The organism is Nonomuraea jabiensis (genome assembly GCF_014204795.1).
Classification (GTDB): Bacteria; Actinomycetota; Actinomycetes; order Streptosporangiales; family Streptosporangiaceae; genus Nonomuraea; species Nonomuraea jabiensis.
Genome location: NZ_JACHMB010000001.1, coordinates 10426945 through 10451797, shown reverse-complemented (window position 1 = coordinate 10451797; position 24853 = coordinate 10426945). Strand labels below are relative to the sequence as shown.

The 24853-nt window shown below is 72.2% G+C and carries 20 protein-coding genes; 16 read left to right on the top strand and 4 right to left on the bottom strand.

What is annotated here, in order from left to right:
• Together HD596_RS47780 and HD596_RS47775 are read right to left on the bottom strand one after the other, a co-directional pair.
• Positions 1-1083 carry a hypothetical protein gene (locus HD596_RS47780; RefSeq protein ID WP_185075961.1) on the bottom strand — a complete coding sequence of 361 codons (1083 nt, stop codon included), beginning with the start codon at positions 1081-1083 and terminating at the stop codon, positions 1-3.
• Positions 1084-1188: 105 nt separating this feature from the next.
• Positions 1189-2130: a DMT family transporter gene (locus HD596_RS47775; protein WP_185075960.1), complete on the bottom strand. Its 942-nt coding sequence runs from the start codon at positions 2128-2130 to the stop codon at positions 1189-1191.
• 105 nt (positions 2131-2235) lie between these two features.
• Between HD596_RS47775 and HD596_RS47770 the strand changes: the two genes are divergently transcribed.
• The 11 genes from HD596_RS47770 to HD596_RS47720 all read left to right on the top strand — a co-directional run bounded on the left by HD596_RS47770 (position 2236) and on the right by HD596_RS47720 (position 18885).
• Positions 2236-2832 carry a TetR/AcrR family transcriptional regulator gene (locus HD596_RS47770; RefSeq protein ID WP_221519925.1) on the top strand — a complete coding sequence of 199 codons (597 nt, stop codon included), beginning with the start codon at positions 2236-2238 and terminating at the stop codon, positions 2830-2832.
• Positions 2832-4568 carry an ABC transporter ATP-binding protein gene (locus HD596_RS47765; protein WP_185075957.1) on the top strand — a complete coding sequence of 579 codons (1737 nt, stop codon included), beginning with the start codon at positions 2832-2834 and terminating at the stop codon, positions 4566-4568. The genes HD596_RS47770 and HD596_RS47765 overlap by 1 nt, the downstream gene beginning before the upstream one ends.
• A complete protein-coding gene (locus HD596_RS47760; protein ID WP_185075955.1) occupies positions 4565-6517 on the top strand; it encodes an ABC transporter ATP-binding protein in 1953 nt (650 codons plus the stop codon). The genes HD596_RS47765 and HD596_RS47760 overlap by 4 nt, the downstream gene beginning before the upstream one ends.
• A 160-nt stretch (positions 6518-6677) precedes the next feature.
• Positions 6678-7157 carry a MarR family winged helix-turn-helix transcriptional regulator gene (locus tag HD596_RS62960; RefSeq protein ID WP_185075953.1) on the top strand — a complete coding sequence of 160 codons (480 nt, stop codon included), beginning with the start codon at positions 6678-6680 and terminating at the stop codon, positions 7155-7157.
• Positions 7158-7361: 204 nt separating this feature from the next.
• Complete coding sequence (locus HD596_RS47750; protein ID WP_313046379.1) at positions 7362-11060, top strand: nitrate reductase subunit alpha; 3699 nt, start codon at positions 7362-7364, stop codon at positions 11058-11060.
• Positions 11060-12658, top strand: a complete 1599-nt coding sequence (gene narH, locus HD596_RS47745; RefSeq protein WP_185075949.1) for a nitrate reductase subunit beta — start codon at positions 11060-11062, stop codon at positions 12656-12658. The genes HD596_RS47750 and narH overlap by 1 nt, the downstream gene beginning before the upstream one ends.
• On the top strand, positions 12655-13269 hold the full coding sequence (gene narJ / locus HD596_RS47740) for a nitrate reductase molybdenum cofactor assembly chaperone (protein WP_185075948.1): 615 nt from the start codon (positions 12655-12657) through the stop codon (positions 13267-13269). The genes narH and narJ overlap by 4 nt, the downstream gene beginning before the upstream one ends.
• On the top strand, positions 13269-13961 hold the full coding sequence (gene narI / locus HD596_RS47735; RefSeq protein ID WP_185075946.1) for a respiratory nitrate reductase subunit gamma: 693 nt from the start codon (positions 13269-13271) through the stop codon (positions 13959-13961). Before narJ ends, narI begins: the two co-directional genes overlap by 1 nt.
• Before the next feature lie 102 nt (positions 13962-14063).
• On the top strand, positions 14064-15644 hold the full coding sequence (locus HD596_RS47730) for an AMP-binding protein (RefSeq protein ID WP_185075945.1): 1581 nt from the start codon (positions 14064-14066) through the stop codon (positions 15642-15644).
• A 92-nt stretch (positions 15645-15736) separates the two neighbouring features.
• Positions 15737-18106: a CaiB/BaiF CoA-transferase family protein gene (locus tag HD596_RS47725; protein WP_185075943.1), complete on the top strand. Its 2370-nt coding sequence runs from the start codon at positions 15737-15739 to the stop codon at positions 18104-18106.
• A gap of 8 nt (positions 18107-18114) precedes the next feature.
• The gene (locus tag HD596_RS47720; protein ID WP_185075941.1) at positions 18115-18885 is read left to right on the top strand and encodes an enoyl-CoA hydratase/isomerase family protein; all 771 of its coding nucleotides are present in this window, start codon (positions 18115-18117) and stop codon (positions 18883-18885) included.
• On the opposite strand, the gene fdxA is transcribed toward HD596_RS47720, so the two are convergent.
• A complete protein-coding gene (fdxA, locus tag HD596_RS47715) occupies positions 18882-19223 on the bottom strand; it encodes a ferredoxin (RefSeq protein ID WP_185075940.1) in 342 nt (113 codons plus the stop codon). The two genes, HD596_RS47720 and fdxA, sit on opposite strands and share 4 nt — an antisense overlap.
• 15 nt (positions 19224-19238) lie before the next feature.
• Positions 19239-20213 (bottom strand): NAD(P)/FAD-dependent oxidoreductase, encoded by a 975-nt coding sequence (locus tag HD596_RS47710; protein WP_185075939.1) that lies wholly within the window; start codon positions 20211-20213, stop codon positions 19239-19241.
• A gap of 206 nt (positions 20214-20419) precedes the next feature.
• On the opposite strand from HD596_RS47710, the gene HD596_RS47705 reads away from it, so the two are divergent.
• The 5 genes from HD596_RS47705 to HD596_RS64335 are packed head-to-tail and all read left to right on the top strand — an operon-like array spanning position 20420 to position 24853.
• Positions 20420-21634: a Rieske 2Fe-2S domain-containing protein gene (locus HD596_RS47705; protein ID WP_185075937.1), complete on the top strand. Its 1215-nt coding sequence runs from the start codon at positions 20420-20422 to the stop codon at positions 21632-21634.
• Complete coding sequence (locus HD596_RS47700) at positions 21634-22572, top strand: DODA-type extradiol aromatic ring-opening family dioxygenase (RefSeq protein WP_185075935.1); 939 nt, start codon at positions 21634-21636, stop codon at positions 22570-22572. The genes HD596_RS47705 and HD596_RS47700 overlap by 1 nt, the downstream gene beginning before the upstream one ends.
• Positions 22569-23873, top strand: a complete 1305-nt coding sequence (locus HD596_RS47695; protein WP_185075933.1) for a M20 family metallopeptidase — start codon at positions 22569-22571, stop codon at positions 23871-23873. The genes HD596_RS47700 and HD596_RS47695 overlap by 4 nt, the downstream gene beginning before the upstream one ends.
• A 9-nt stretch (positions 23874-23882) precedes the next feature.
• Complete coding sequence (locus HD596_RS47690) at positions 23883-24731, top strand: alpha/beta fold hydrolase (RefSeq protein WP_185075932.1); 849 nt, start codon at positions 23883-23885, stop codon at positions 24729-24731.
• The gene (locus HD596_RS64335) at positions 24728-24853 is read left to right on the top strand and encodes a hypothetical protein (RefSeq protein ID WP_281398331.1); all 126 of its coding nucleotides are present in this window, start codon (positions 24728-24730) and stop codon (positions 24851-24853) included. The genes HD596_RS47690 and HD596_RS64335 overlap by 4 nt, the downstream gene beginning before the upstream one ends.

The window sequence follows — 24853 nt, the reverse complement described above, 5'->3', positions numbered from 1 at the left end:
CTAGGGCCGGGCTGAGTCGATGGTGGTGATGAGCTGGTCCAGCCGCTCGTACGTGGGCGGCTCGACGACGTCCACCAGCTCGGCCGCCGCCGGCGCCCCGGTCTTGGCGACCAGGCCGGCGAACGCCTGAGGGTCGGTGGTGCGGAAGCCGTACGCGGCCGCCAGGGCCTGCAGCTCGGCGTCCTTCGTGAGCAACTGCCCCACGCGGTCGCCCGGCTGGGTCAGCGGGACCAGCGTGTGCTTGCTGAGCACGGTCGGCGAGGGATAGATCAGCCGCATCTCGGGCTTGATCGCGCCGTCGCCGGCGAAGACGTGCGCCAGGTACTGCGCCTCGTAGACGACCAGCAGCGGCGTCTTGCCCGCGCCCAGCGCCAGGTAGTCGTCGAACGACGCCTCGCTGGTGGACTCGGAGAAGCCCTGGTCGAGTACGGCGGGGGCGATCACCGGGGCGATCTTGGCGATCTGCGCGTCGGAGGTGGGGACGTCCTCGCCGTTGGCGACGTAGCCGATGGCCGCCAGGTACATGGCGGCGGAGTTGGAGGTACGGATGTCGGTGGTGGTGAGGAGGATCCGCTTACGAGCCCGGTAAGCAGAATTGCCGGGAAGCTGATCCCAGCGCGTGCCTTTGTCTATTAAATCGAGATATTTCCTAATATCAAGGATTTGGTAACCTTTGTCGGAATCGCGGACCACGCCCGCCCCCGCCAGCAGCTTCGCGATCGGCTCGAACGTGGCCACCGCCATCGGCGAGTAGAACGGCGAATATGTGGTGACCGCCTTGCGGTCGCGCTTGATCCGCTCGGCGGCCGGAACGCTGGAGGGGAAGGCGAAGCCGTAGCGGCTCAGGTCCACGTCGGTGACGATCTGCCGCGACCCCGCGGTGTCCACCTCCACCCGCAGCCCGTGCCTGGCGAAGGCCGCCTTGACCCGGGGGTCGTCGAAGAACGGCTTCTTCTCCGACCCGATGACCCCCCGCACCACCAGCGCCTCCGGGGCCTCGTCCGCCCGGTTCCCCAAGAGGATCGCCACGACCGCCACCCCGGCCAGAACCGCCGCCAGAATGACACCGATCCAGCGCTTCATCGCATTCTGTTTCTTGAAATAACCCCCATGGCTGGAATTATGGGATGGCGATTGCCGGGTCCGCGCGGTCGGAAAGGCGACCTTACGGCAGAATTCATTCCCCGTTCATGGTTGAGGCGCCGGGTGATCCATGGCGCCGGGGGCCTGCTCGGGCTGAGCGGGGACGGGGCGGGGCGCGGCGCGCTGGGTGAGCGCGATGGCGGCGAGGATGACGACGGCGCCGACCGGCTGGTTCCAGCTGAGGCCCTCGCCCAGGATGGCCACCCCGGAGACCGCGGCGAAGACCGGCAGCAGGTAGGTGACCGTGGAGGTCGTGGTGACCCCCGCGCGGACCTGCACCCAGTAGAGCAGCAGGTACGCCAGCCCGGTGCCCAGCCCGCCGAGCCCGGCCAGGCTCCACCAGACCGCGGCGGGCGCGTGCGGGTCCACCAGCGGCACCCCTGCCAGCAGCGTGATCACGGCCAGCTGCACCGCGCCGCTGAGCAGCTGCCCGGCGGCCAGCACGACCGGCGGCTCGGGGCGCCGGCCGGTGATGAAGCGGCCCATGTAGGCGCCGCCGATCCCGTAGCAGGCCGCGGCGGCGAAGCAGGCCAGGCTGCCGCCGAGCTGCCCGCCGCCCATCGGCTGCCAGATCCCGAGCACGACCATGACGCCCGCGAAGCCGAGGCCCAGGCCCGCCACCCGGCCGGTGGTCGCCTTCTCGGTGCGCAGCAGCAGGGTGAAGGCGAGCGTGCAGAGCGGGGTGGTGGCGTTCCAGATGGCGGCGACCACGGAGGAGACGTACTGCTCGCCGTACGCGAAGAGGGTGAACGGCAGCGTGGTCAGCACGATCGAGGCGACCTGGAAGTGACCCCACAGGCGCGGGTCGCGCGGCAGCCGCTTGCCGCCGAGCAGCACGGCCAGCAGGAGCACCAGCGCCCCGATGACCATCCGGCCGAAGGAGACCTGGAGCGGATGCAGGGCCTCCACGGCGACCTTGATGAAGAAGAAGCTGTTGCCCCAGATGGCGGCGAGCAGCAGGAAACCGGGCAACCAAGGTTTGAGCACGGATGGAGCGTAGCGGTTGGTCCTGACACATAACCATTTGAACGAGTGAGTACTCGCTCATTAGGATTGCCCGCTATGAACAGGAGGAGACGAAGGGTGCCGGCCATGGCGCCGGAAGACCGCCGTGCCGCGCTGATCGCCGCCACGCTCCCGCTGCTGCGGGAGTACGGCGCCGCGGTGAGCACCCGTCAGATCGCCGAGGCCGCGGGCGTGGCCGAGGGCACGATCTTCGGCGTCTTCCCCGACAAGGCCTCGCTGCTGCGGGCGACGCTCATGGTCGCGTTCGACTCGCGGCCGGCGGCGGAGGCGCTGGCGGGCATCGGCACGCGGGCCGAGCTGCGCGCGCGGCTGAGCGAGGCGGTCGCGATGCTGCGGAAGGGGATGAGGGCCAACGCCAACCTCATGGCCGTGCCCAAGCAGCTGATGGCCGACGACGCCGAGTTCTTCGAGCAGATCATGGAGGGCCGGCGCCTGATCGTGGACGGGCTGGCCGCCCTGATCGAGCCCGACCGCGACCGGCTGCGCCGCTCGCCCCAGGCCACGGCGCAGCTGCTGCTCGTGCTGATCGCGTCGAGCGAGCACCGCGGCTTCGGCCGGATCGGCGAGTTCGGCGACCTGGACGACGAGGAGATCGTCTCCGTTCTGCTCGACGGGCTGCTCGTGCGGCCCGCTACCACCCCATCGACAGAAAGCTCCTCTTGATGCTGCTCCGTCTCCTGCGGGTCCAGCTCAGGCCGTACGGGAAAGAGATCACACTCGTGGTCCTCTTCCAGTTCGTGCAGACCCTGGCCACGCTCTATCTCCCCACCCTCAACGCCGACATCATCGACGACGGCGTCGTCAAGGGCGACACCGGCTACATCATGCGCATCGGGCTGGTGATGCTCGGTGTGACCCTCATCCAGATCGTCTGCTCGATCGTGGCCGTCTACTACGGCGCCCGGACCTCGATGGCCCTGGGCCGGGACCTGCGGGCCGCGATCTTCCACCGGGTGCAGGACTTCTCCGCCCAGGAGGTCAACAGGTTCGGCGCCCCGTCCCTGATCACCCGGACCACCAACGACGTGCAGCAGATCCAGCTGCTCGTGCTGATGACGTTCACCATGATGGTGGCGGCGCCGATCATGTGCGTCGGCGGCATCGTGCTGGCGCTGCGCCAGGACGCGGCGCTGTCGTCGCTGCTGCTCGTCGTGCTGCCCGTGATGATCGTCATCGTGGGCGTGATCGTGGTGCTGATGCGCCCGCTCTTCCGCACGATGCAGGAGCGCATCGACCGGATCAACCAGGTGCTGCGCGAGCAGATCACCGGCATCCGGGTCATCAGGGCCTTCGTCCGCGACAGGCACGAGCGCGAGCGCTTCGGCGTGGCCAACGACCAGCTGACCGACGTGTCGCTGCGGGTCGGGCGGCTGATGGCGCTGATGTTCCCCTCGGTGATGCTGGTGGTGAACGTCTCCAGCGTCGCCGTGGTGTGGTTCGGCGGACACCGCATCGCCGACGGGAGCATGCAGGTGGGCGCGCTGACCGCGGTCATCTCCTACCTCATGCAGATCCTCATGTCGGTGATGATGGCGATGTTCATGTTCATGATGATCCCGCGCGCCGAGGTCTGCGCCGAGCGCATCGAGGAGGTGCTCGACACCGAGCCGACCGTGCACCCGCCGAAGGCCCCCGTCACCCCCGACAGGCATATCGGCGAGCTGGAGCTGCGGTCGGTGGACTTCCGCTACCCGGGCGCCGAGGAGCCGGTGCTGTGCGACGTGAGCTTCACGGCGCGGCCCGGCCGGACGACCGCGATCATCGGCAGCACGGGCAGCGGCAAGACGACGCTGCTCAACCTCATCCCGCGCCTGTTCGACGCGACCGCCGGCGAGGTGCTGGTCGACGGCGTCGACGTGCGCGACCTCGACATGGCCGCGCTCTCCCGGGCGGTCGGCCTGGTGCCGCAGTCGCCCTACCTCTTCTCCGGCACCGTCGCCTCCAACCTGAGGTACGGCAGGCCGGACGCGACCGACGAGGAGCTGTGGAGGGCCCTGGAGGTGGCCCAGGCCCGCGAGTTCGTCGAGGCGATGCCCGGCGGCCTCGACGAGCCGATCTCCCAGGGCGGCACGAACGTCTCCGGCGGCCAGCGCCAGCGCCTGGCCATCGCCAGGACCCTGGTGCACCGGCCCGAGATCTTCCTGTTCGACGACTCCTTCTCCGCCCTCGACTACGCCACCGACGCCCGGCTGCGGGCGGCGCTGGCCGAGGAGATCGCCGACGCCACGATCGTCATCGTGGCCCAGCGGGTCAACACCATCCGCGACGCCGACCGCATCCTCGTCCTCGACGAGGGCCGCGTGGTCGGCAGCGGCACCCACGCCGAACTCATGACGACCTGCCCGACCTACCGGGAGATCGTGCTGTCCCAGCTCACCGAACAGGAGGCCGCGGCATGACGACTCAAGCGCCCGCGCGCCGGCCCCAGCCCGGTTTCGGGCCGGGCAGGATGATGTCCGGGCCCGCCGAGAAGGCCCTCGACTTCCGCGGCACGCTCCGCAGCCTGCTGCGGCTGCTGCGCCCCGAGCGCACGCTGCTGACGGTCATCCTGGCCCTCGGCACGGCCAGCGTCGCGCTGACCGTGACGGGCCCCAAGATCCTCGGCCACGCCACGGACCTGATCTTCGCCGGCATCATCGGGGCCCAGCTGCCCGCCGGGGTCACCAAGGAACAGGCCGTGGCGGGCCTGCGCGCCAGGGGCCAGGGCACGTTCGCCGACCTGGTGTCGTCGATGAACGTGGTGCCCGGCCAGGGCATCGACTTCACCGCGCTGGCCCAGGTGCTGGCCTGGGTGCTGGCGATCTACGTGCTGGCGGCGCTGCTCGGCATCGTGCAGTTCCGGCTGACGACGACCGTCGTGCAGCGGGCGGCGTACCGGCTGCGCGAGCGGATCGAGGCCAAGCTGGCGCGGCTGCCGCTGAGCTACTTCGACGGCCAGCCGCGCGGCGAGATCCTCAGCCGCGCCACCAACGACACCGACAACATCGCCCAGACGCTGCAGCAGACGATGAGCCAGCTCATCTCCTCGGTGCTGACGGTCGTGGCGGTGCTCGTGGTGATGTTCTGGATCTCGCCCGTGCTCGCCCTCATCGCGCTGGTCAGCGTGCCGCTGTCGGTCTACGTCACCACCGTCATCGGCAAGCGCTCGCAGCCGCAGTTCATCAAGCAGTGGTCCTCGACGGGCAAGCTCAACGGCCACATCGAGGAGATGTACGGCGGGCACACGCTGGTCAAGGTGTTCGGCAGGCAGAAGGAGGCCGCCGAGATCTTCGAGCAGCACAACGACGCCCTGTACACCTCCAGCTTCCGCGCCCAGTTCATCTCCGGGATCATCCAGCCGGCGATGATGTTCATCGGCAACCTCAACTACGTGCTGGTCGCGGTGGTGGGCGGGTTCAAGGTGGCCTCGGGCTCGATCTCGCTGGGCGACGTGCAGGCCTTCATCCAGTACTCGCGGCAGTTCAGCCAGCCGCTCACCCAGGTGGCCGGCATGGCGAACCTGGTGCAGTCGGGCGTCGCCTCGGCCGAGCGGGTCTTCGAGCTGCTGGAGGCTCCCGAGCAGTCGCCGGAGCCGGCCAAGCCGGAGCGGCCGGCGCAGGTCAGGGGCCGGGTGGCGTTCGAGAACGTGTCCTTCCGGTACGCGCCGGACCGGCCGCTGATCGAGAACCTGTCGCTGACCGTGGAGCCCGGCCAGACCGTGGCCATCGTCGGCCCCACGGGAGCGGGCAAGACGACGCTGGTCAACCTCATCATGCGCTTCTACGAGGTGACCGGCGGCCGCATCACGCTCGACGGCGTCGACATCGCCGACATGTCCAGGGAGGAGCTGCGCGCCAACATCGGCATGGTGCTGCAGGACACCTGGCTGTTCGGCGGCACGATCGCGGAGAACATCGGCTACGGGGCGGAGGGCGCCACCCGCGAGCGGATCGAGGCCGCCGCGGAGGCCGCCCACGTGGACCGCATCGCGCACACGCTGCCCGACGGCTACGACACGGTGATCGACGAGGAGGGCGGGACGGTCAGCGCGGGCGAGAAGCAGCTGATCACGATCGCCCGGGCGTTCCTGTCCGAGCCGGCGATCCTGATCCTGGACGAGGCCACCAGCTCGGTCGACACCCGCACCGAGGTGCTCATCCAGCGGGCGATGAGCTCGCTGCGCGAGGGGCGCACCAGCTTCGTGATCGCCCACCGGCTGTCCACGATCCGCGACGCCAGCCTGATCCTCGTCATGGAGGAGGGCCGGATCGTGGAGCAGGGCACGCACGAGTCGCTGCTGGCCGAGGGCGGGGCCTACGCCCGCCTGTACTCGGCCCAGTTCGCCCAGGCCGTCGTGGAGGTGGACTAACCCGTTCCCCGGCGGGGCGCGCCTCCCGGCCCGCCCCGCCGGATCAGCCGGGCGGCCTGCCGGAGAAGCCCCCGCCCCGCCCGGCTCGCGGCGGCCAAGAGTTCGTTGCGATTGAGGACTTTGGCGGCACGGTGCGCGGGCATGGCCATAGGGTGGCGCCGTGCCCGACGTGTTCCCCTCCGACGACCCGGGCCCCCTCACGGCACCCACCGAGCACGCGGACACGAACGACTCGGCGTGGCAGATCGAAGAGGCCTCGCTGGTGCTGGTGGAAGCGACGCTGGACGCGATGGCAGCGCTGGGCTCGCTGTCGGTGACGCGGTTGCGCGTGCTGCTGGCGGTCGATCGCCACGGTCCCATGAATCTCAGCTCGCTCGCCGAGCGACTGGGCATGTCGCTCTCGGCGGCCGGGCGGGTCGTCGACCGACTGGCCGAGGCAGGGCTGCTGAGCAGGGAGCCGGCGCCCCACAGCAGGCGCGAGATCCGCATCCAGGTGACGCCGGAGGGCCGCGAGGTGCTGGAGCGGCTGCGCGCTGTACGCAGGCGCCGGATCGGTCAGGCGCTGGACAGGCTGGAGCTCGCTGACCGCGCGACCCTTTTCCGCCTGCTTCTCCAGTTGACGGATGCGGCCGACCAATAACCCGCGAAGCGCGTTAATTGGCATTTTCGGGCATAAACAAATAATTCGTTAACCTAACAGATTCCATATGGACACTGTCGCATGCTAGAAACAATCGACTGACCGAAGATGTCAGAGCCAGTCGACATCCCTGTGTCCACGGCGGGGGCGTCACGCGGATGGCGTGCGCAAATGCCAAGCGTCAAGAAAAGGGGGTCATGTCTCGTGCCTGGCGGAATCCGTACATATCTCACGAAAGCCGAACGCGCCGCGGACACCGCGGCCGCCCGGCTGCTCGCTGCGGGAACGTTGCTGCGCCGTGCCGACACCACGCCCGACCTGCGGGCCGTGTACCGCGACGAGGAGAAGGTCAACGACAGCCCGTACCGGCAGCGGTGGGCGCACGACAAAGTGGTGCGCTCCACGCACGGCGTCAACTGCACCGGCTCGTGCTCGTGGAAGGTGTACGTCAAAGACGGCCTCATCACCTGGGAGACCCAGCAGACCGACTATCCGAGCGTCGGCCCCGACCGGCCGGAATACGAGCCCCGCGGCTGCCCGCGCGGCGCGGCGTTCTCCTGGTACACCTACTCGCCGACCCGGGTGCGTTACCCCCACGCCCGCGGCGTCCTGGTGGAGATGTACCGGGACGCCAAGGCCCGCCTGGGCGACCCGGTCGCGGCGTGGGCGGAGATCACCACGGACCCGGACAAGCGGCGCCGCTACCAGTCGGCCCGCGGCCAGGGCGGCCTGGTCAGGGTCGAGTGGGACGAGGCGCTGGAGATCGCCGCGGCGGCCCACGTGCACACCCTCATGACCTACGGGCCCGACCGGATCGCCGGCTTCTCGCCGATCCCCGCCATGTCGATGGCCTCGCACGCGGTGGGCGCCCGGTTCATGTCGCTGATCGGCGCGCCCATGCTGTCGTTCTACGACTGGTACGCCGACCTTCCCATCGCGTCGCCGCAGGTGTTCGGCGACCAGACCGACGTCCCGGAGTCGGGCGACTGGTGGGACGCGGCCTACCTGATGCTCTGGGGATCCAACGTGCCGGTCACCCGCACGCCCGATGCCCACTGGGTCACCGAGGCGCGCTACCGGGGCCAGAAGGTGATCGTGGTCTCCCCCGACTACTCCGACGCGACCAAGTTCGCCGACGAGTGGCTGCACCCGCATCCCGGCACTGACGGCGCGGTCGCGGTCGCCATGGGACACGTGATCCTGCGCGAGTGTTTCGTCCAGCGGCAGGTGCCGTACTTCACCGACTACGTCAAGCGCTTCACCGACCTGCCCTTCCTGGTGAGCCTGGAGGAGCAGGGCGGCGGCGGTTACCTTCCCGGCAGGTTCCTGACCTCGGCCGACCTGGGCGACCAGGAGGAGCTGGCCCGCTGGCGGCCGGTGCTGCTCCACGCCGCGACCGGCCGGGCCGTGGCGCCCAACGGCACGCTGGGCGACCGCTGGAGCGCCAGGACCGGCCGGTGGAACCTCGACCTCGGCACGCTCGACCCCGAGCTCACCCTCCTCGCCCCGGGCGCCGCGAGCGTCGAGGTGCTGCTGCCGCGCTTCGACGAACCTGACGGCGTGCTGCGCAGAGGCGTGCCGGTCAGGCGCGTCGGCGACCGGCTGGTCACCACGGTTTTCGACCTGCTGCTGGCCCAGTACGGCGTGGCCCGCCCGGGCCTGCCCGGGCAGTGGCCCGCCGGCTACGACGACGCCGACGCCCCCGGAACTCCCGCCTGGCAGGAACGGATCACCTCCACCCCGGCCGCGCAGGTGACGAGGATCGCCAGGGAGTTCGCCGCCACCGCGGAGAAGACCAACGGCCGGGCCATGATCGTGATGGGCGCGGGCACCAATCACTGGTTCCACTCCGACACCATTTACCGCTCCTTCCTGGCGTTGCTGCTGCTCACCGGCTGCCAGGGCGTCAACGGCGGTGGCTGGGCCCACTACGTGGGGCAGGAGAAGGTCCGCCCGCTGGCGGGGTGGCAGCAGCTGTCCACCGCCGCCGACTGGGTGCGCCCGTCACGCCAGATGGCGGGCACGCCGTACTGGTACCTCCACACCGACCAGTGGCGCTACGAACGCTTCTCCGCCGGGGCGCTGTCCAGCCCCACGGGGCCCGGCCGGTTCGCCGGGCGGCACACCGTGGACCTCGTGGCGCAGTCGGCGCGCCTGGGCTGGATGCCGAGCTATCCCACCTTCTCGGCCAATTCGCTGGAGCTGGGCCGCCGGCTGCGCGAGAGCGGCCGGGATCCGTCGGGCTGGGTCGCGGACGAGACGGCGGCCGGGCGGCTGCGCTTCGCCTGCGAGGACCCGGACGCCCCGGAGAACTGGCCGAGGGTGCTCACCGTCTGGCGGGCCAACCTGATCGGCTCGTCGGCCAAGGGCAACGAATACTTCCTGCGTCATCTGCTGGGCGCGCCGGACAACGCCACCGCCGAGGAGGCGCCGCCGCAGGACCGGCCGCGCGAGGTCGCCTGGCGGGAGGCGCCGCGCGGCAAGCTCGACCTGCTGCTGTCACTGGACTTCCGCATGACGTCCACGACGCTGTTCTCCGACCTGGTGCTGCCGGCCGCCACCTGGTACGAGAAGCACGACCTGTCCAGCACCGACCTGCACCCCTTCGTCCATGCCTTCACCCCCGCGATCAACCCGCCCTGGCACGCGCGCACCGACTTCGAGATCTTCCACGCGCTGGCGCGCAAGCTGAGCGAGCTGGCCGCCGGACGTCTCGACGTCGCCTACGACCTGGTGGCCACGGCACTGCAGCACGACGGCCCCGGTGAGATCGCCCAGCCGGGCGGTGCCGTCCCCGACTGGCGGGATACGGACATCCCGCCCGAGCCCGGCCGCACCATGCCCGCCGTCGCGCTGGTGGAGCGCGACTACACGGCGGTCGCCGACAAGCTGGCCGCGTTCGGCCCGCTGGCCGAGCAGCAGGGCATGACCGTCAAGGGGGTCACCGTGCGGCCCGGGCCCGAGGCGGCCTGGCTCGCCGCCCGGTGCGGCACGGCCGGTGACGGCCCCGCCAAGGGCCGCCCCCTCCTGGACACCGACGTCAAGCTGTGCGAGGCGATCCTCGCCCTGTCGGGCACGACGAACGGCAGGATCGCCGCGGAAGGGTTCGACCGGCTCGCCGAGCGCTGCGGACCCGCCTCACGCCTGTCCGACCTGGGCGCCTCGCTGGCCGGGCACAGAGCGGTCTTCTCCGACACCCAGGACCGGCCCGTCCCCGCCGGGGCCAGCTTCGAATGGTCGGGCGCCGAAGGCCACGACCGCCGCTACGCGCCCTTCACCATCAACACCGAGCACGGCAAACCCTGGCACACCCTGACCGGCCGCCAGCACTTCTACCTCGACCACGACTGGATCGCCGAGCTGGGCGAGCAACTGCCCGTCTACCGGCCCCCGCTGGATCTGGGGGCGCTCGGGGAGTGCCTGCCCGGCGCTCCGGGGGAGGGCAAGGCGGTGACCGTCCGCTACCTCACGCCGCACTCCAAGTGGTCCATCCACTCCGAGTACCAGGAGAACCTGCTCATGCAGACCCTGGCCAGAGGCGGCCCGGTCATCTGGATCAGCGTCGACGACGCCGCCGCCATCGGCGTGGCCGACAACGACTGGATCGAGGCCGTCAACGCCAACGGCGTCGTGGTCGCGCGCGCCGTGGTCTCCCACCGCATGCCGCCCGGCACCGTGTTCATGTACCACGTCCAGGAACGCCTGGTGAACGTGCCCAAGTCGCAGGCCGCGGGCCGGCGCGGCGGCGTGCACAACGCGCTCACGAAACTGCTCATCAAGCCCACCCACCTCATCGGCGGGTACGGCCAGCTCTCCTTCGCGCCCAACTACTACGGCCCGACCGGCAACCAGCGCGACGCGGTGACCACCATCCGCCGCAGGTCTCAGGAGGTGTCCTACTGATGCGACCGATGGCCCAGATCGCCATGGTGATGAACCTCGACAAATGCATCGGCTGCCACACCTGCTCGGTCACCTGCAAGCAGACCTGGACCAACCGGGCGGGCACCGAGTACGTGTGGTTCAACAATGTCGAGACCCGCCCCGGCCAGGGCTATCCCCGTGGATGGCAGGACCAGGACCGGTGGAAAGGCGGCTGGCGGCTGCGCAACGGCCGGCTCGTCCCCCGCGCCGGAGGCCGGATCCGCCGCCTCGCCACGCTGTTCGCCAACCCGGAGTTCCCCCGGCTGGACGACTACTACGAGCCGTGGACCTACGACTACGACAATCTCATCAGCGCGCCGCTCGGCGACGACGTGCCGACCGCGCCGCCCCGCTCGCTGATCGACGGCGAGCCCACGGCCGTCACCTGGGGGCCGAACTGGGACGACGACCTGGGCGGCGGCCCCGAGCAGCTCGCCGCCGACGTCGTGCTGCGCAAGGTGAGCGACACCGTCCGCCTGGACTATGAGCGGGCGTTCATGTTCCACCTGCCGCGCATCTGCGAGCACTGCCTCAACCCCTCCTGCGTGGCCGCCTGCCCGTCCGGCGCCATGTACAAGCGCATGGAGGACGGCATCGTCCTCGTCGACCAGGACCGTTGCCGTGGCTGGCGCATGTGCGTGTCCGGCTGCCCGTACAAGAAGGTGTACTTCAACCATCAGACCGGCAAGGCGGAGAAGTGCACCTTCTGCTACCCGCGCATCGAGGCGGGGGAGCCCACCGTCTGCTCCGAGACCTGCGTCGGCCGCCTGCGCTACCTCGGAGTCATGCTGTACGACGCCGACCGGGTCGGCGAGGCCGCCGCCGTCGCCGACGAGCACGATCTGTACCCGGCGCAGCTCGGCTGCTTCCTCGATCCCGAGGACCCCGAGGTGATCGCGGCGGCGGAGGCGGCGGGCATCCCGCACGACTGGCTGGAGTCCGCCCGCCGCTCACCCGTCTACCAGCTCATCGCCCGCTACCGGATCGCGCTGCCGCTGCATCCCGAATACCGGACGATGCCGATGGTCTGGTACGTCCCCCCGCTTTCCCCCATCGTTGACGCGCTCGCCCATACCGGGCACGACGGCGAGGATGCCGGCAACCTGTTCGGCGCCATCGACACCTTGCGGATCCCGGTGACGTACCTGGCCGAGCTGTTCACCGCCGGCGACCCCGCACCGGTGGAGGCCGCGCTGCGCCGCCTGGCCGCCATGCGCACCCACATGCGCGCGATCAACCTCGGCGAGGAGCCCGACCCCGCGGCCGCCGCCGAGGCCGGTCTGGACGCCGCCGCCCTGGAGCGGATGTACCGGCTGCTCTCGCTGGCCAAGTACGACGAGCGCTACGTCATCCCCACCGCCTACGTCACGGCCGACCACGTGTCAGACCACGGCGCGGGCCAGGGATGCAGCCTGGACGGCCCCGGCGGGCCCGGCATGCCGGCCGCCGCCGAGGGCTTCCACAGCCCTCCGGTGACCCGCGACGAGCGCCTGAGCGGCCGGGTCAACCTGCTGAACTGGGACGGCAAGGGCCTGCCCGACGGGCTGTTCCCGCCGCGCCCGGAGGAGGGCCGGTGAACCGGGCGGAGTCACGCCTGATCCATCAGGCCGCGTCCCTTTTGCTGTGCTATCCGGGCGAGGACTGGCGTCAGCGTCTGGATCTGGTCCGCGCCGCACTCGAGCCGGTGCACGGCGGTCCGGCAGGGCGGCTTCGCACCTTCTGCGCCGACGCGGCCGTCCTCACCCCCATCGCGGCGGGCGCGGAATACGTGTCCACCTTCGACCGCAGCAGGCGCCGCACGCTCCACATGACCTACTACGCCGACGGCGACACCCGCAGGCGCGGACAGTCTCTCGTGGACATCAAGGCCCTCTACCGCGCCCACGGCTGGCAACCCGACCTGCGCGAACTGCCCGACTACCTGCCGGTGATGCTGGAGTTCGCCGCCCGCGTGCCGGGCGCCGGCTCCCGCCTGCTGCGTGACCACCGGCCCGGCCTCGACCTGCTGCTCGCAGGGCTGGCGTCGCACCGCAGCCGCTACGCCGCAGTCGTGGAAGCGGTGGTGCTGACCCTGCCGCGGCCCACGCCGGCCGACCGCCGCGCCGCCGGCGAGCTGGCGGCCCTGGGCCCGCCCCGGGAAAGCGTCGGCCGCCTGCCCGCCTCCGCCGTCCCGAAAGGAACCCGCTGATGTCACACCTGAACACCGCGCTGTGGGGCGTGCTGCCCTACGTCGTGATGGTGCTGTTCGTGGCCGGTGTGATCTGGCGCTACCGCTACGACCGGTTCGGGCTGACCACCCGCTCCAGCCAGCTCCACGAAAGCCGCCTGCTGCGCGTGGGCGGCCCGATGTTCCACTTCGGGCTGCTGTTCGTCATCGCCGGCCACGTCGTCGGCCTCCTCGTTCCCGAGGAGGTCACCGAGGCGATGCACGTGCCCGAACGCCTCTACCAGCTCAACGCCCTCGTCGTCGGCGGCCTGGCCGGGCTGGCCAGCGTGCTGGGCCTGGGCGTGCTGCTGTGGCGGCGGTTACGGGTGCGGGCCGTGCGGCGTGCCACCCAACGTACCGACCACGTCCTCTACCCCGTGCTGGCCGCCGTGCTGCTCGCCGGGCTGTGCGCCACCCTGGTGGGCCCGACGACCGCCCACTACGACTACCGGCTCGGCGTGTCGGTGTGGTTCCGCAGCCTGTTCGAGCTGTCCCCCGACGTGCCGGCCATGGCGCACGCGCCGCTCGTCTTCCAGCTGCACACCCTGCTCGGCATGGCCCTGTTCGCCCTGTGGCCCTTCAGCCGCCTCATCCACGCCTTCGCGGCGCCGCTCGCCTACCTGGCCAGGCCGTACATCCTCTACCGGTCACGCGGGGGCGCCATCACGAGATGAGCCGGCCCGCCAGGCAAACCCCCCTGCGGGTCGTCCCCCGAGGGATGGGACATCCTGTCATCCACATCCGATGGGTGGAATGTCCTGATCGTGAGGGAGAACATGGACGGTGTCACGGACGGTGTCACGGCCGCGCCGGAGACGATGCTCGACGTGCTGGAGCGCCGGGCGGCCGGCGCTCCGGAGGCGGAGCTCGTACGGTTCGAGGGCGGCGCCTCGCTGCGGGTCGGCGAGTGCCTGGAGCGGGCGGGCGCCGTCGCGGGCGGGCTCGCGGGCCTGGTGGCGGGCGGCGACCGGGTCCTGACGTGCCTGCCTCCGGGGCCGCGCCTGGTCGAGGTGATGTTCGCCCTGGCCAGGCTCGGTGCCGTGGAGGTGCCGCTGGCCCTGGACGTGCCGCTCGACGCGGCGCGGCGGCTCGCCGGGGCCGCCGGGGCGCGCGTGCTCATCGCCGGCACGGACGCCGTGCGCGCCAACCCCGGCCTGGTCGCGCTGGCCGCGGGGATGGACCGCGTGGTGCTCGTGACCGGGCGGGAGGCGGCCGAGCTGCCGGGCTCGGCCGACCTGGACGACCTGCTCGCCGCGCCGCGCCGCCTTCCGGCGCGGCGGCCGGGACCGGCGGACCCCGCCGTCGTCATGGCCACCTCGGGGACCACGGGCCGCGCCAAGGGCGCGCTGCTGCCGCACTTCGCCGGCGTCCGGCACGCCCGGCGGGTGGCCCGCACCATGGGCTACGAGGCGGGGGACGTGCTGTTCAACGTCTTCCCCTGGAACCACATCAACGTCCGGCACGCCGGCCTGCTGCCCGCGCTGATCTCCGGCGCCACGCTGGTGGCCCACCCGCGCTTCTCCGCCTCCCGGTTCTGGGAGACCTGCCGGCGGGAGGGCGTCACCGCGTTCAACTTCATGGGCGCCGTGGCGGCCATCCTGGAACGCGCGCCCGCCACCGGCTCCGACACCGCTCACCAGGTCCGCCGCGCCTACGGGGGACCGGCGCCGGAGGGCCTGTCGAGGCGGTTCCTGGAGCGGTTCGGCGTGCTGCTGCTGGAGGCGTACGCGTGCACCGAGCTCGGCGACGTGGCGGCGAGCACGGCCGGCACCCGGCGGCCGGGCGCGGCCGGGCGGCCCGTCCCGGAGTACGAGGTGGTGATCAGGGACGACGACGGCCGGCCGGTCCCGGCGGGCCGGACCGGGCAGATCACCGCCAGGCCCCGCGCGGAGTCGATGATCTTCAGCGGGTACGCGGGCGACCCCGCCGCCACCGGGAAGGTCCTGCGTGACGGCTGGTTCATGACCGGGGACCGCGGCTGGCTCGACGACGACGGCTTCCTCCATTTCGCCGGCCGCCGCGCCGACGTCATCAGGCGGCGCGGCGAGAACATCGCGACCTGGGACGTGGAGCAGGCGGTGGCCGCGATGCCGGGCGTCCTGGAGGTGGCCGCGGTGGGCGTGCCGTCGGAGCTGACCGAGGAGGAGGTGCTGGTGGCGGTGACCGCGGCGCCCGGGGCCACGCTCAGCCCGCAGCGGGTGCACGCCTGGTGCCTGGACCGGCTCCCGCGCCACGCCGTCCCCCGGTACGTGCGCGTGCTGGACACCCTGCCGCGGAACGCCTCGACGAAGGTGGTCAAGGGTGACCTGCGCGACCAGGGGGTGCCGCCGGACGCGTGGGACGCCCGTACGGCCTGATCGCGTGGACCGCTGGACAGACCGGCATGGTCGCGCCCCGGTGACGGCGCGCTCTAGCGTCGAGGCTCCGGCACACACGGGAGGAGACGAGGTTGCGGGTTCTCGACCTCACCGACGATCTGGCCTTCAACGGGGCGAGGCTGCTGGTCGGCCTCGGCGCCGACGTCGTACGCGTCGAGCGTCCGCGGAGCGCGCCGCTGTCGCGGGCGGAGGCCCTGCACTGGCATGCGGGAAAGCGGGTCGTGAGCGCGCCGGTGGACCCCGACGCGCTCGACCGCCTCGCCGGGCAGGCGGACGTGATCATGGAGAGCGGCCCGTTCGGCGAGCTCCGCGGCGTCCGTGCCGACTCCGGGGCGGTCACGTCGCGCTGGCCGCGGGCCGTCCACGTCGTCGTCACGCCGTTCGGCACGACCGGCCCCCGGCGTGACTGGCGCGCCGACGATCTCGTGGCCACGGCCGCCGGCGGCATGGCCTGGCTGGGCGGCAAGCCCGGCGGGCCGCCCAAGCCGCCGCCCCGCGAGCAGGCCACGCAGCTCGCCGGGGCGCACGCGGCCATCGCCGCCCTGCTCGGCCTCATCGCCCGCGACCGCATGGGACAGGGCCAGCTCATCGACGTCTCCGCGCAGGAGGCGGTGGCCGCCACGCTGGAGACGGGCGCCATCGCCTGGATCCACGCCGGACGGTACCCCTCCCGCACCGGCGGCGTGTACGAACACGTGGCCCACCGGGTCTTCCGCGCCGCCGACGGCCACGTCGCGGGCGGATACTCCGGCAGCGACCGCATGTGGACCGATCTGCTCGCCTGGATGGCGGAGTGCGGCGAGGCGGAGGATCTGACGGAGGAGAAGTGGTCCGATCCCGTCTTCCGCTGGCGGGGGCGCGAGCACGTGGACGAGGTCGTGGCCAGGTTCGTGGCCCGGCGCTCGGCCGCCTCCCTGGCGGAGGAGGGGCGGGCCCGGGCGCTGCCGTGGGCGGAGGTCTCCACGGCCACGAGCCTGCCCGGCAACCCGCAGCTCGCCGAGCGCGGGTTCTTCGTCCGCGTTCTGGGCGCGGGACTGCCCGAGGAGGGCGTCACCGACGTCGGCTTCCCCCTCGCGCGCCTTCCCGAGGACGGCGCGACCGGCATCGCCGCCGTTTCCGAGGACGGCGCGACCGGCGTCGCCGCCCTGCGCCGCCCGGTGCGCCTCACTGAGCCGCTGCCCGCCGCCGCCGAGGCCCCCTGGCGGAGCGAACGCCCCCGGGGCCGCCGCGACGGCGCCCGCGGGCCCGGCGCGCGCCCGCTCGACGGAATCCGCGTCCTGGACCTGACCTGGGTGCTGGCCGGCCCGTACGCCACCAAGACGCTGGCCGAGCACGGCGCGGACATCATCAAGATCGAATCCCGGCACCGCCGCGACCCCACGCGCTTCGCCCCGTCCATGCGGCTGCGCCCCGACGCCGGGATCGACGACGGCGGCTACTTCGTCAACTTCAACCGCGGCAAGCGCAGCGTCGCCCTCAACCTGCGCACGGAGCCCGGCCTGGAGGTGCTGCGGCGCCTGGCCGCCGAGTGCGACGTGGTCATCGAGAACTTCAGCCCCGGCGTCCTGGCCAGGTGGGGGCTGTCCTACGACCGGCTGGCGGAGCTGCGGCCCGGCGTCATCCTGGTGTCGATGGCCGGGGTCGGGCAGAGCGGCCCCTGGCGGAACGCGGTGACCTTCGCCGACACGCTCGCCGCCATGTCCGGCCTCACCAGCGAGACCGCCGATCCCGGCCAGGCGCCGGAGGGGCTGACGTTCGGGCTGGGCGACATGGTGGCGGCCAACTCGGCCGTGCTCGCCGTCCTGGACCTGGTCGCGGCCGGGCGCGGGGGACACGTGGACCTCTCTCAGCTGGAGGCGATGGCGGCGTCGATGGGGCCGGCCGTCCTGGAGGCGGAGCTCGGTGAGCATCGCGCCGTGACCCGGCCCAACCGGCACCCGCGCATGGTCCCGCACGGCGTCTACCCGGTCAGGGGCGACGACCGGTGGATCGCGCTGGCCGTACAGGGCGACGAGGAGTGGCGGCGGCTGGCCGCGCACGCCGGGCTGCCGCAGCCGGCCTCGGCGGACCTGGAGGAGCGGCGCCGCCACGAGGACGAGATCGACGCCGCGCTCGCGGCCTGGTGCTCGGAGCGCGACGGCGAGGCGCTGGCGGCCGAGCTGCAGGGACTCGGCGTCGCCGCGGCCGTCGTCGCCACCGGCCGGGACCTGGTGGAGGCGGACGAGCATCTGGCCGCGCGCGGCTTCTACCCGGTGCTGGAGCACCCGCTGATCGGCCCGGTACGGCACGAGGGGATCGTGGTGCGCATGTCCGGCACCCCCGGAGCGCTGACGGCGCCCGCCCCGCTGCTGGGCGAGCACACCGACCGCGTGCTGAAGGACCTGCTCGATCTGAACGACGAAGAGCTCGCCCGGCTGCGTGACGCCGGCGCACTGGAATAGGAGCGCAGATGACGAAATATCTGGATGTGCGGAGGGATGGGGGGACGGCGACGGTCGTCATCGACCGGCCGCCCGCCAACGCCGTCGACCCGGCGTTGATCGAGGAGTTCCTGGCGGTGATCCCCCCGCTGGCCGCGGACGCCTCCGTCCGCTGCCTGGTCATCCGCGGGACCGGCCGCTTCTTCGTCGCGGGGGCCGACATCGCCGTGATGCGCGACCTCTCCGTGGCCAACCACGTCAAGATGCGCCGCTGGGTCGAGGTGCAGCGCCTGCTCGAACGCGCGCCCAAGCCGGTGATCGCGGCGATGAACGGCCACGCCCTGGGCGGCGGGGCCGAGCTGTCGCTCGCCTGCGACCTGCGCGTCCTGGCCTCCTCCGCGACCATCGGCTTCCCCGAGACGAGCCTGGGCCTCTTCCCCGGAGCAGGCGGCAGCCAGCGGCTGCCGCGCCTGCTCGGCCCGCATCGCGCCAAGCGCCTGATGATCGACGGCGCCCGCCTGTCCGCCGCCGAGGCCCTGGACCTGGGACTGGTGGACGTGGTGGCCGACGACGACGACTTCGACCGCGTGGTGGCCGCGCACGCCGAGGACCTGGCGGCCCGGCCGACCACCACGATCGGCCTGCTCAAGCGCATCGTGGAGGCCGGGTACGACCTGCCCCTCGACGACGCGCTCGAACTGGAGTGGCAGGCGGTCCTGGAGCTGATCCAGACCCAGGACGCCGCGGAGGGGCTCCAGGCGTTCCTGGACAAGCGCCCTCCGCGGTTCACCGGCCGCTAGGCGCCGTAGCCGGTCACCAGCGCGGTGTCGGCGTTGAGGTCGCCGACCTTGCGCGCGCCTCCCGGGCTGCCGAGAGGCGCGTCGCGGCCGGGCAGCACCTCGGCGAAGAACGCCTTGGAGTCGTCCAGGAAGAGCGTGCGCGTCTCGTCGCCCCGGGCGGCGCGGTCGACGAAGATCGCGTCCACCGGGCACTCCGGCTCGCACGCCCCGCAGTCGATGCACTCGGCGGGGTTGATGTAGCTCTTGCGGTCGCCGACGTAGATGCAGTCGACGGGACACACGTCCACGCACGCCCGGTCGTTGACGTCGACGCACGCGGGGCCGATGACGTAGCTCATGAATCTCTCCTGTGGTCAGACGCTTTCCGTGGAGTGCCCCGGGAAGAGGGACAGCTCGGGGTCCAGTTCGACGGCGGCGTTGTTCACCGCGGTGGCGACCTCGCCGAAGCCCACCGACATGAGGCGGACCTTGCCGTCGTACTCGGCGAGGTCGCCGGCCGCGTACACCCGGGGCAGGCCCGTACGCATGCGCTGGTCGACCAGGACGGACCTGCCGCGCAGCGACAGCCCCCAGCCCGCGAGCGGGCCCAGGTCGCTGATGAACCCCAGCGCGGCGATGACGGAGTCGGCCGGCACCGTGCGGTCGGCCTCGCCGCGCGTGCGCAGGTGCGCCCGCTCGACCCGATCCGTGCCGGACAGGCCGACGACCTGGCTGTCGACGACGATGCGGACCCCCGCCGCGCGGGCGGCCGCGACGCCGCCGGCGTGCGCCCGGAACGCGGCCCGGCGGTGCACCAGCGTGACCGATTCGGCCAGCGGCGCCAGGGCCAGCGACCAGTCGACCGCGCTGTCCCCGCCGCCCACGATCACGACGTGGTGGCCGGCGTGCGCGGACGGGTCCGGCACGAAGTACGTCAGCCCCCGGCCGAGCCATTCCTCGCCGGCCGGCAGCGGCCGCGGGGTGAACGTCCCGATGCCCGAGGTGAGCACGACGGCCCCGGCGCGGACCGCCGTGCCGTCGGACAGCACCACGACCGGCCGCGGGTCCGCGTCGCGGCACAGCTCGACGGCCTGGCGTCCGAGCAGGTGGACCGGGTCGTACGCGGCCGCCTGGGCCGAGAGCGCCGCCACCAGCGAACGCCCGGGAACGCCGGGGACGCCGGCCACGTCCCGGATCTCCTTCTCCGGGTACAGCGCCGAGATCTGCCCGCCGACCTGGGGCAGCGCGTCGACGAGTACGGTGCGCAGACCGCGGAACCCGGCGCAGTAGGCGCCGTAGAGCCCGGTCGGCCCCGCTCCGATGATCGCGATATCGGTTTCGATCTCCAACGTCGCTCTCCTTTCCGGCCACGGAAGCTACACAGCGCCGGGGCGGCTCCCCGCGGGTCGCGGCCCGCTGACCGGAACGCGGCTCGCTCAGCGGGACACGGTCCGTTGGGCGGGATGCCGCGCTGGGCCGGTCGGCCCCGCGGGTGGTGAACTGCCTGTCGCGGCGCATCGGGAGCCGCGGACAAGCCATGGAAGCGGAGGCGAGAATGAGTGCGGAGGCGGGTACGCCGGCTGCGATCGGGGGAGACGCCAGGCGCCGGCCATCGCGGCGGGGCCGGCTGCCGGGCCGGCAGGACTGGTCGAGCTGGCCCCATTACCAGGCGGCGGCCAGCGGGTTCCGCGGCTACTGGTATCCGGTGGCGTTCTCCTCGCACATCACCGGGAAGCCGAAGGCGATCACCCTGCTCGGCGAGCGCATCGTCGTGATCCGCGATGACGGGAAGGTCTACGCGCTCAAGGACCGCTGCCCGCACCGGGGCGTGCCGCTGAGCTACGGCAACCAGCAGTTCCCCGGCACGATCTCCTGCCCGTACCACGGCTGGACGTTCGACCTGGAGACCGGCGCGCTCAAGGCGGTGATCACCGACGGGCCGCAGTCGCCGATCTGCGGGAAGGTGACGCAGCCGACGTACGAGGTCGAGGAGCGCCTCGGCATGGTGTGGATCTTCGTGGGCGACGGCGAGGACGCCCCGCCCATCGACGACCAGCTCCCCGAGGAACTGCGCGACAACCCCGCCGTGGTCGGCGCGCGCATCCAGGCCCGCGTGGGCAACTGGCGCTTCGCCTGCGAGAACGGCTACGACGAGGGACACGCGAAATACCTGCACCGCACCGCGCTGTGGCGGCTGTTCAAGGCCATGCCGGTGTGGAACGAGACCCGGATCGTCCGCCGCGGCCGGTGGATCTACCGGGTGCAAGAGGCCCAGCACTGGGACGCCGACTTCCCCGGCCTGGGCAGGTGGAGCAACCAGGCGTGGTACAAGCTCAAGCCGCCGAAGCAGGTCGCCAACATCGGCAACACCGGCAGCCACCGCAAGGTGAACCCGGCCATCGCCGCCGAGGAGTTCCCCGGCTTCGCCTCGGTCAGCATGCCGGGCGTCCTGCGCATCGTCTACCCGACCTTCATCCACTACGAGTTCTACGTGCCGGTCGACGCGGACAACCACCTCTACGTCGGCGTGATGGCCAACTTCGAGAAGGGCATCAGGACTCTGCCCTTCTACGCCAAATACCTCGGCGCCGTCCGCTGGCTCTTCCACGGCCAGTTCTCCGGCCAGGACAAGTGGATGGTCGAGGTGACCGACGCGCCGCCGGAGCGGCTCTACCGCCCCGACGACTCGCTCCTGCAGTGGCGCAAGCTCGCCGAGGAGGTCACCGAGGAGCGCGCCGAACGCCTCAAGCTCACCGGGGACCTCGGCTGATGGGCCGGATCGTCCTGGGCGTGGGCGCGTCCCACTCGACGCTCATGAACACCCACTGGGACCAGGTCGAGCACAAGGACCGCGCGGAACGCTTCCGCGCCGCGCTCGGCACGGCCCGCGACGCCCTCGCCGCGGCCCGTCCCGACGTGGCGGTCATCATCGGGTCGAACCACTTCCGCGGCTTCTGGCTGGACCTGATCCCCGCCTTCACCCTCGGCGTGGACGAGGTCATCGCGTCCGGGGAGTCAGGCACGCCGTCAGGCCCGCAGCGCACCAGCCCCGCCGTCGCCCAGAGCATCGCGGAGTCCCTCGTCGCGGCGGGCACCGAAGTGGCGATCTCGGCGAAGCTGCAGATCGACCACGGCCAGAGCCACGCCATCCAGTACCTGCTGCGCGACCTCGACGTGCCCGTGATCCCGCTAGTGGTGAACGTGTTCGCCACGCCGCTGCCCCTCATGCGGCGCTGCGCCGAGCTGGGGCGCAACCTCGCCGCCGCGGTGGCGGCGCTGCCCGGCGGGCTGCGGGTGGCGGTCATCGCCTCGGGCGGGCTCTCGCACCGGCTGCCGTGGCCGAGCCGCTGGCAGGACCCGCACGGGCCGGACGAGGAGTTCCTGGTGGAGGCCTGGCGGGAGGGCCGGGGCGACTGGGAGCGCTACGACGCGCGCCGCCGGCAGATCATCACCGCCGCGCGGCCGGTCATCTTCCCCGAGTTCGACGAGGAGTTCCTGGCCGCGCTGGAGCGGGGCGAGCTGGAGCGCTACGCGGGCCTGTCCACCGAGCAGATCGAGGAGGCGGCCGGCAACGGCGGCCAGGAGCTGCGGTCGTGGCTGGCCATGGCGGCGGCGCTGGGCTTCGCGCCCGGGCGGCGGCTGGCGTACGAGCCGATGCCGGAGTGGCTGACCGGTATGGGGGTCGCCGTCATCGAGCCGGCGTCATGAACCGCGACGAGCTGGTGCGAAAGGCCCTCGCGTCGATCACCGAGGACCGCCTGCGCGCGGCGGCGGTGGACGTCACCTCCATCGCCAGCCCCACGGGCGGCGAAGCGCCGCTGGCCCGGTGGCTGGCCGACCGGCTCGCCGCCGCCGGCCTGGAGGCGCACGCGCAGCGCATCGACGACGGCCAGGCCAACGCGGTCGGCCGGTTGAGGGGCGACGGCGCGGGCGCCGACCTCATGCTGTACGCCCCGATCGACACCCTGACCACCGGTGACCCGGACCTGGACGTGCCCTGGATCGGCCCGGAGCTGCGCCCCGACATGCGGGCCGAGGCCCGCTGCGAGGGCCCCTACGTCAGCGGCCTCGGCGCGAGCAACCCCAAGGGGCACGCCGCGTGCGTCCTGGTCGTGGGCGAGGCCCTGGCCGCCCTGCGCCCGCGGCTGGCCGGAGACCTGCTGGTGGCCTTCGGGGCCGGCGGCATGCCCACCAACGCGATCGCCCCGGACGGCCGGGCGAACACGGGGCACGGGGTCGGCTGCTCGTTCCTGCTCGAACGCGGCTGGCAGCCCGACCACGCGGTGATCGCCAAGCCGGGGGACTTCGTCGCGCACGACGAGGTCGGCCTGTGCTGGTTCGAGATCGTCGTCCCGGGGACCCACACGTACGCGGGGAGCCGGCACCGCCTGCCGTACCGGAACCCGATCGTGACCGCCGCCGAAGTGGTGACGCGGCTGGAACGGTGGCTGGCGGACTACCCCGAGCGGCACCGCACCGCGACCGCCGCGCCTCAGGGGATCGTCGGGTCGATCGCGGGCGGCTGGGAGCGCATGCTCGCGGTCACGCCCGCGGCCTGCCGCATCCGCCTCGACCTGCGCATCGCGCCCGGCACGGCGCCGCTGGAGGCCAAGCGGGAGCTGGCGGCGTACGTCCGGCAGGTGTCGGCGGAGCTGGGCACGGAGCTCGCGGTCGAGATGGTGCTGGCCATCCCGGGCACGCGCACGCCGCCGGAGAGCTGGGTGGTGCGCAGCGCCGTACGCGCCTGGGAGAGCGCCAACGGGCGCCCGCACGAGCCCGTGGCCGGCAACAGCGGCGCCACCGACGCCAACATCCTGCGGGCGCGCGGGATCCCGACGGCCCGCGTGGGCATGCCGAAGGCCGTACCAGAAGACGTCGACGTCGACTTCGCCCTCGGCATGAACACCGTCGACGTCAGGGCCATGCGCCGCCTGTGCGAGGTGCTCCTGCGGGTGGCGGCCGACACCGTCACGCGCACGCGCGCCGAGATCGACGAGACCAACGACTGAGGAGGCGCCATGGAACCGCCCAGCGGTTCGTACGCCGACGCCGGCGGCGTCACATACCACTACCTCGACCTGGGGTCGGGACCGGACACGATCTTCCTGCACGGCGGCGGCCCCGGCTGCACTGGATGGAGCGACTTCGGCCCGGTGGCGCCGCTGTTCGCCGCCGAGCGCCGCTGCCTGATCGTGGACATCCTCCAGTACGGCAAGTCGGAGAAGTGCGTCATCACCGGCCCGATGTGGGACTTCCACGCGGCCAGGACGGTCGCGCTCATGGACACGCTGGGCGTGGAGCGGGCCGACTTCGTCTGCAACTCCTGGGGCGGCACCATCGCGCTGTGCCTGGCCGCCCGCCACCCCGACCGGGTGCGCTCGCTGGTGATCACCGGCAGCATGCCGGTCTTCTACGGCCCGCTCGCCCCCCTGCCCGAGGGCGGCCGCCGCGGCCGCAACGCCCGGGACGTCTACTACGGCGGCGAGGGGCCCACGCGGGAGAAGATGCGCGACCTCATCACCCGGCTGGAGTGGTACGACGGCGACCGCCTGCCGGAGTCCACGCTGGACCTGCGCTACGAGCAGAGCCTGGACCCGGGGGAGCGGGCGCTGGCCGCCATGTCCGACTCGCCGCGCGGCGAATGGCAGGACCTCACCGCCGAGCTGGCCGAGATCCAGGCGCCGGCGCTGTTCATGTGGGGTATGCAGGACGCGTTCCTGACGCCCGACTATCCGCTCATGCTGGCGCGCATGGTGCCCCGGGGCAACCTGTACGTCATGGACCACGCGGGACACCACCTCCAGGAGGAGCGTCCCGCGGCCTACCACGCCGTGGTCACCGGGTTCCTGAAAGGGATCGGCCGATGAAGAGACTGCTGATCGCCGTGCCCGCCGTCGTGCTGGCCGTGCTCCTCGCCCGCCTGCTGGCGGCCCGCAGCAACACCCAGGTGCACCGCATCAACCAGGACAAACCCGCTCTCGACCGTTGA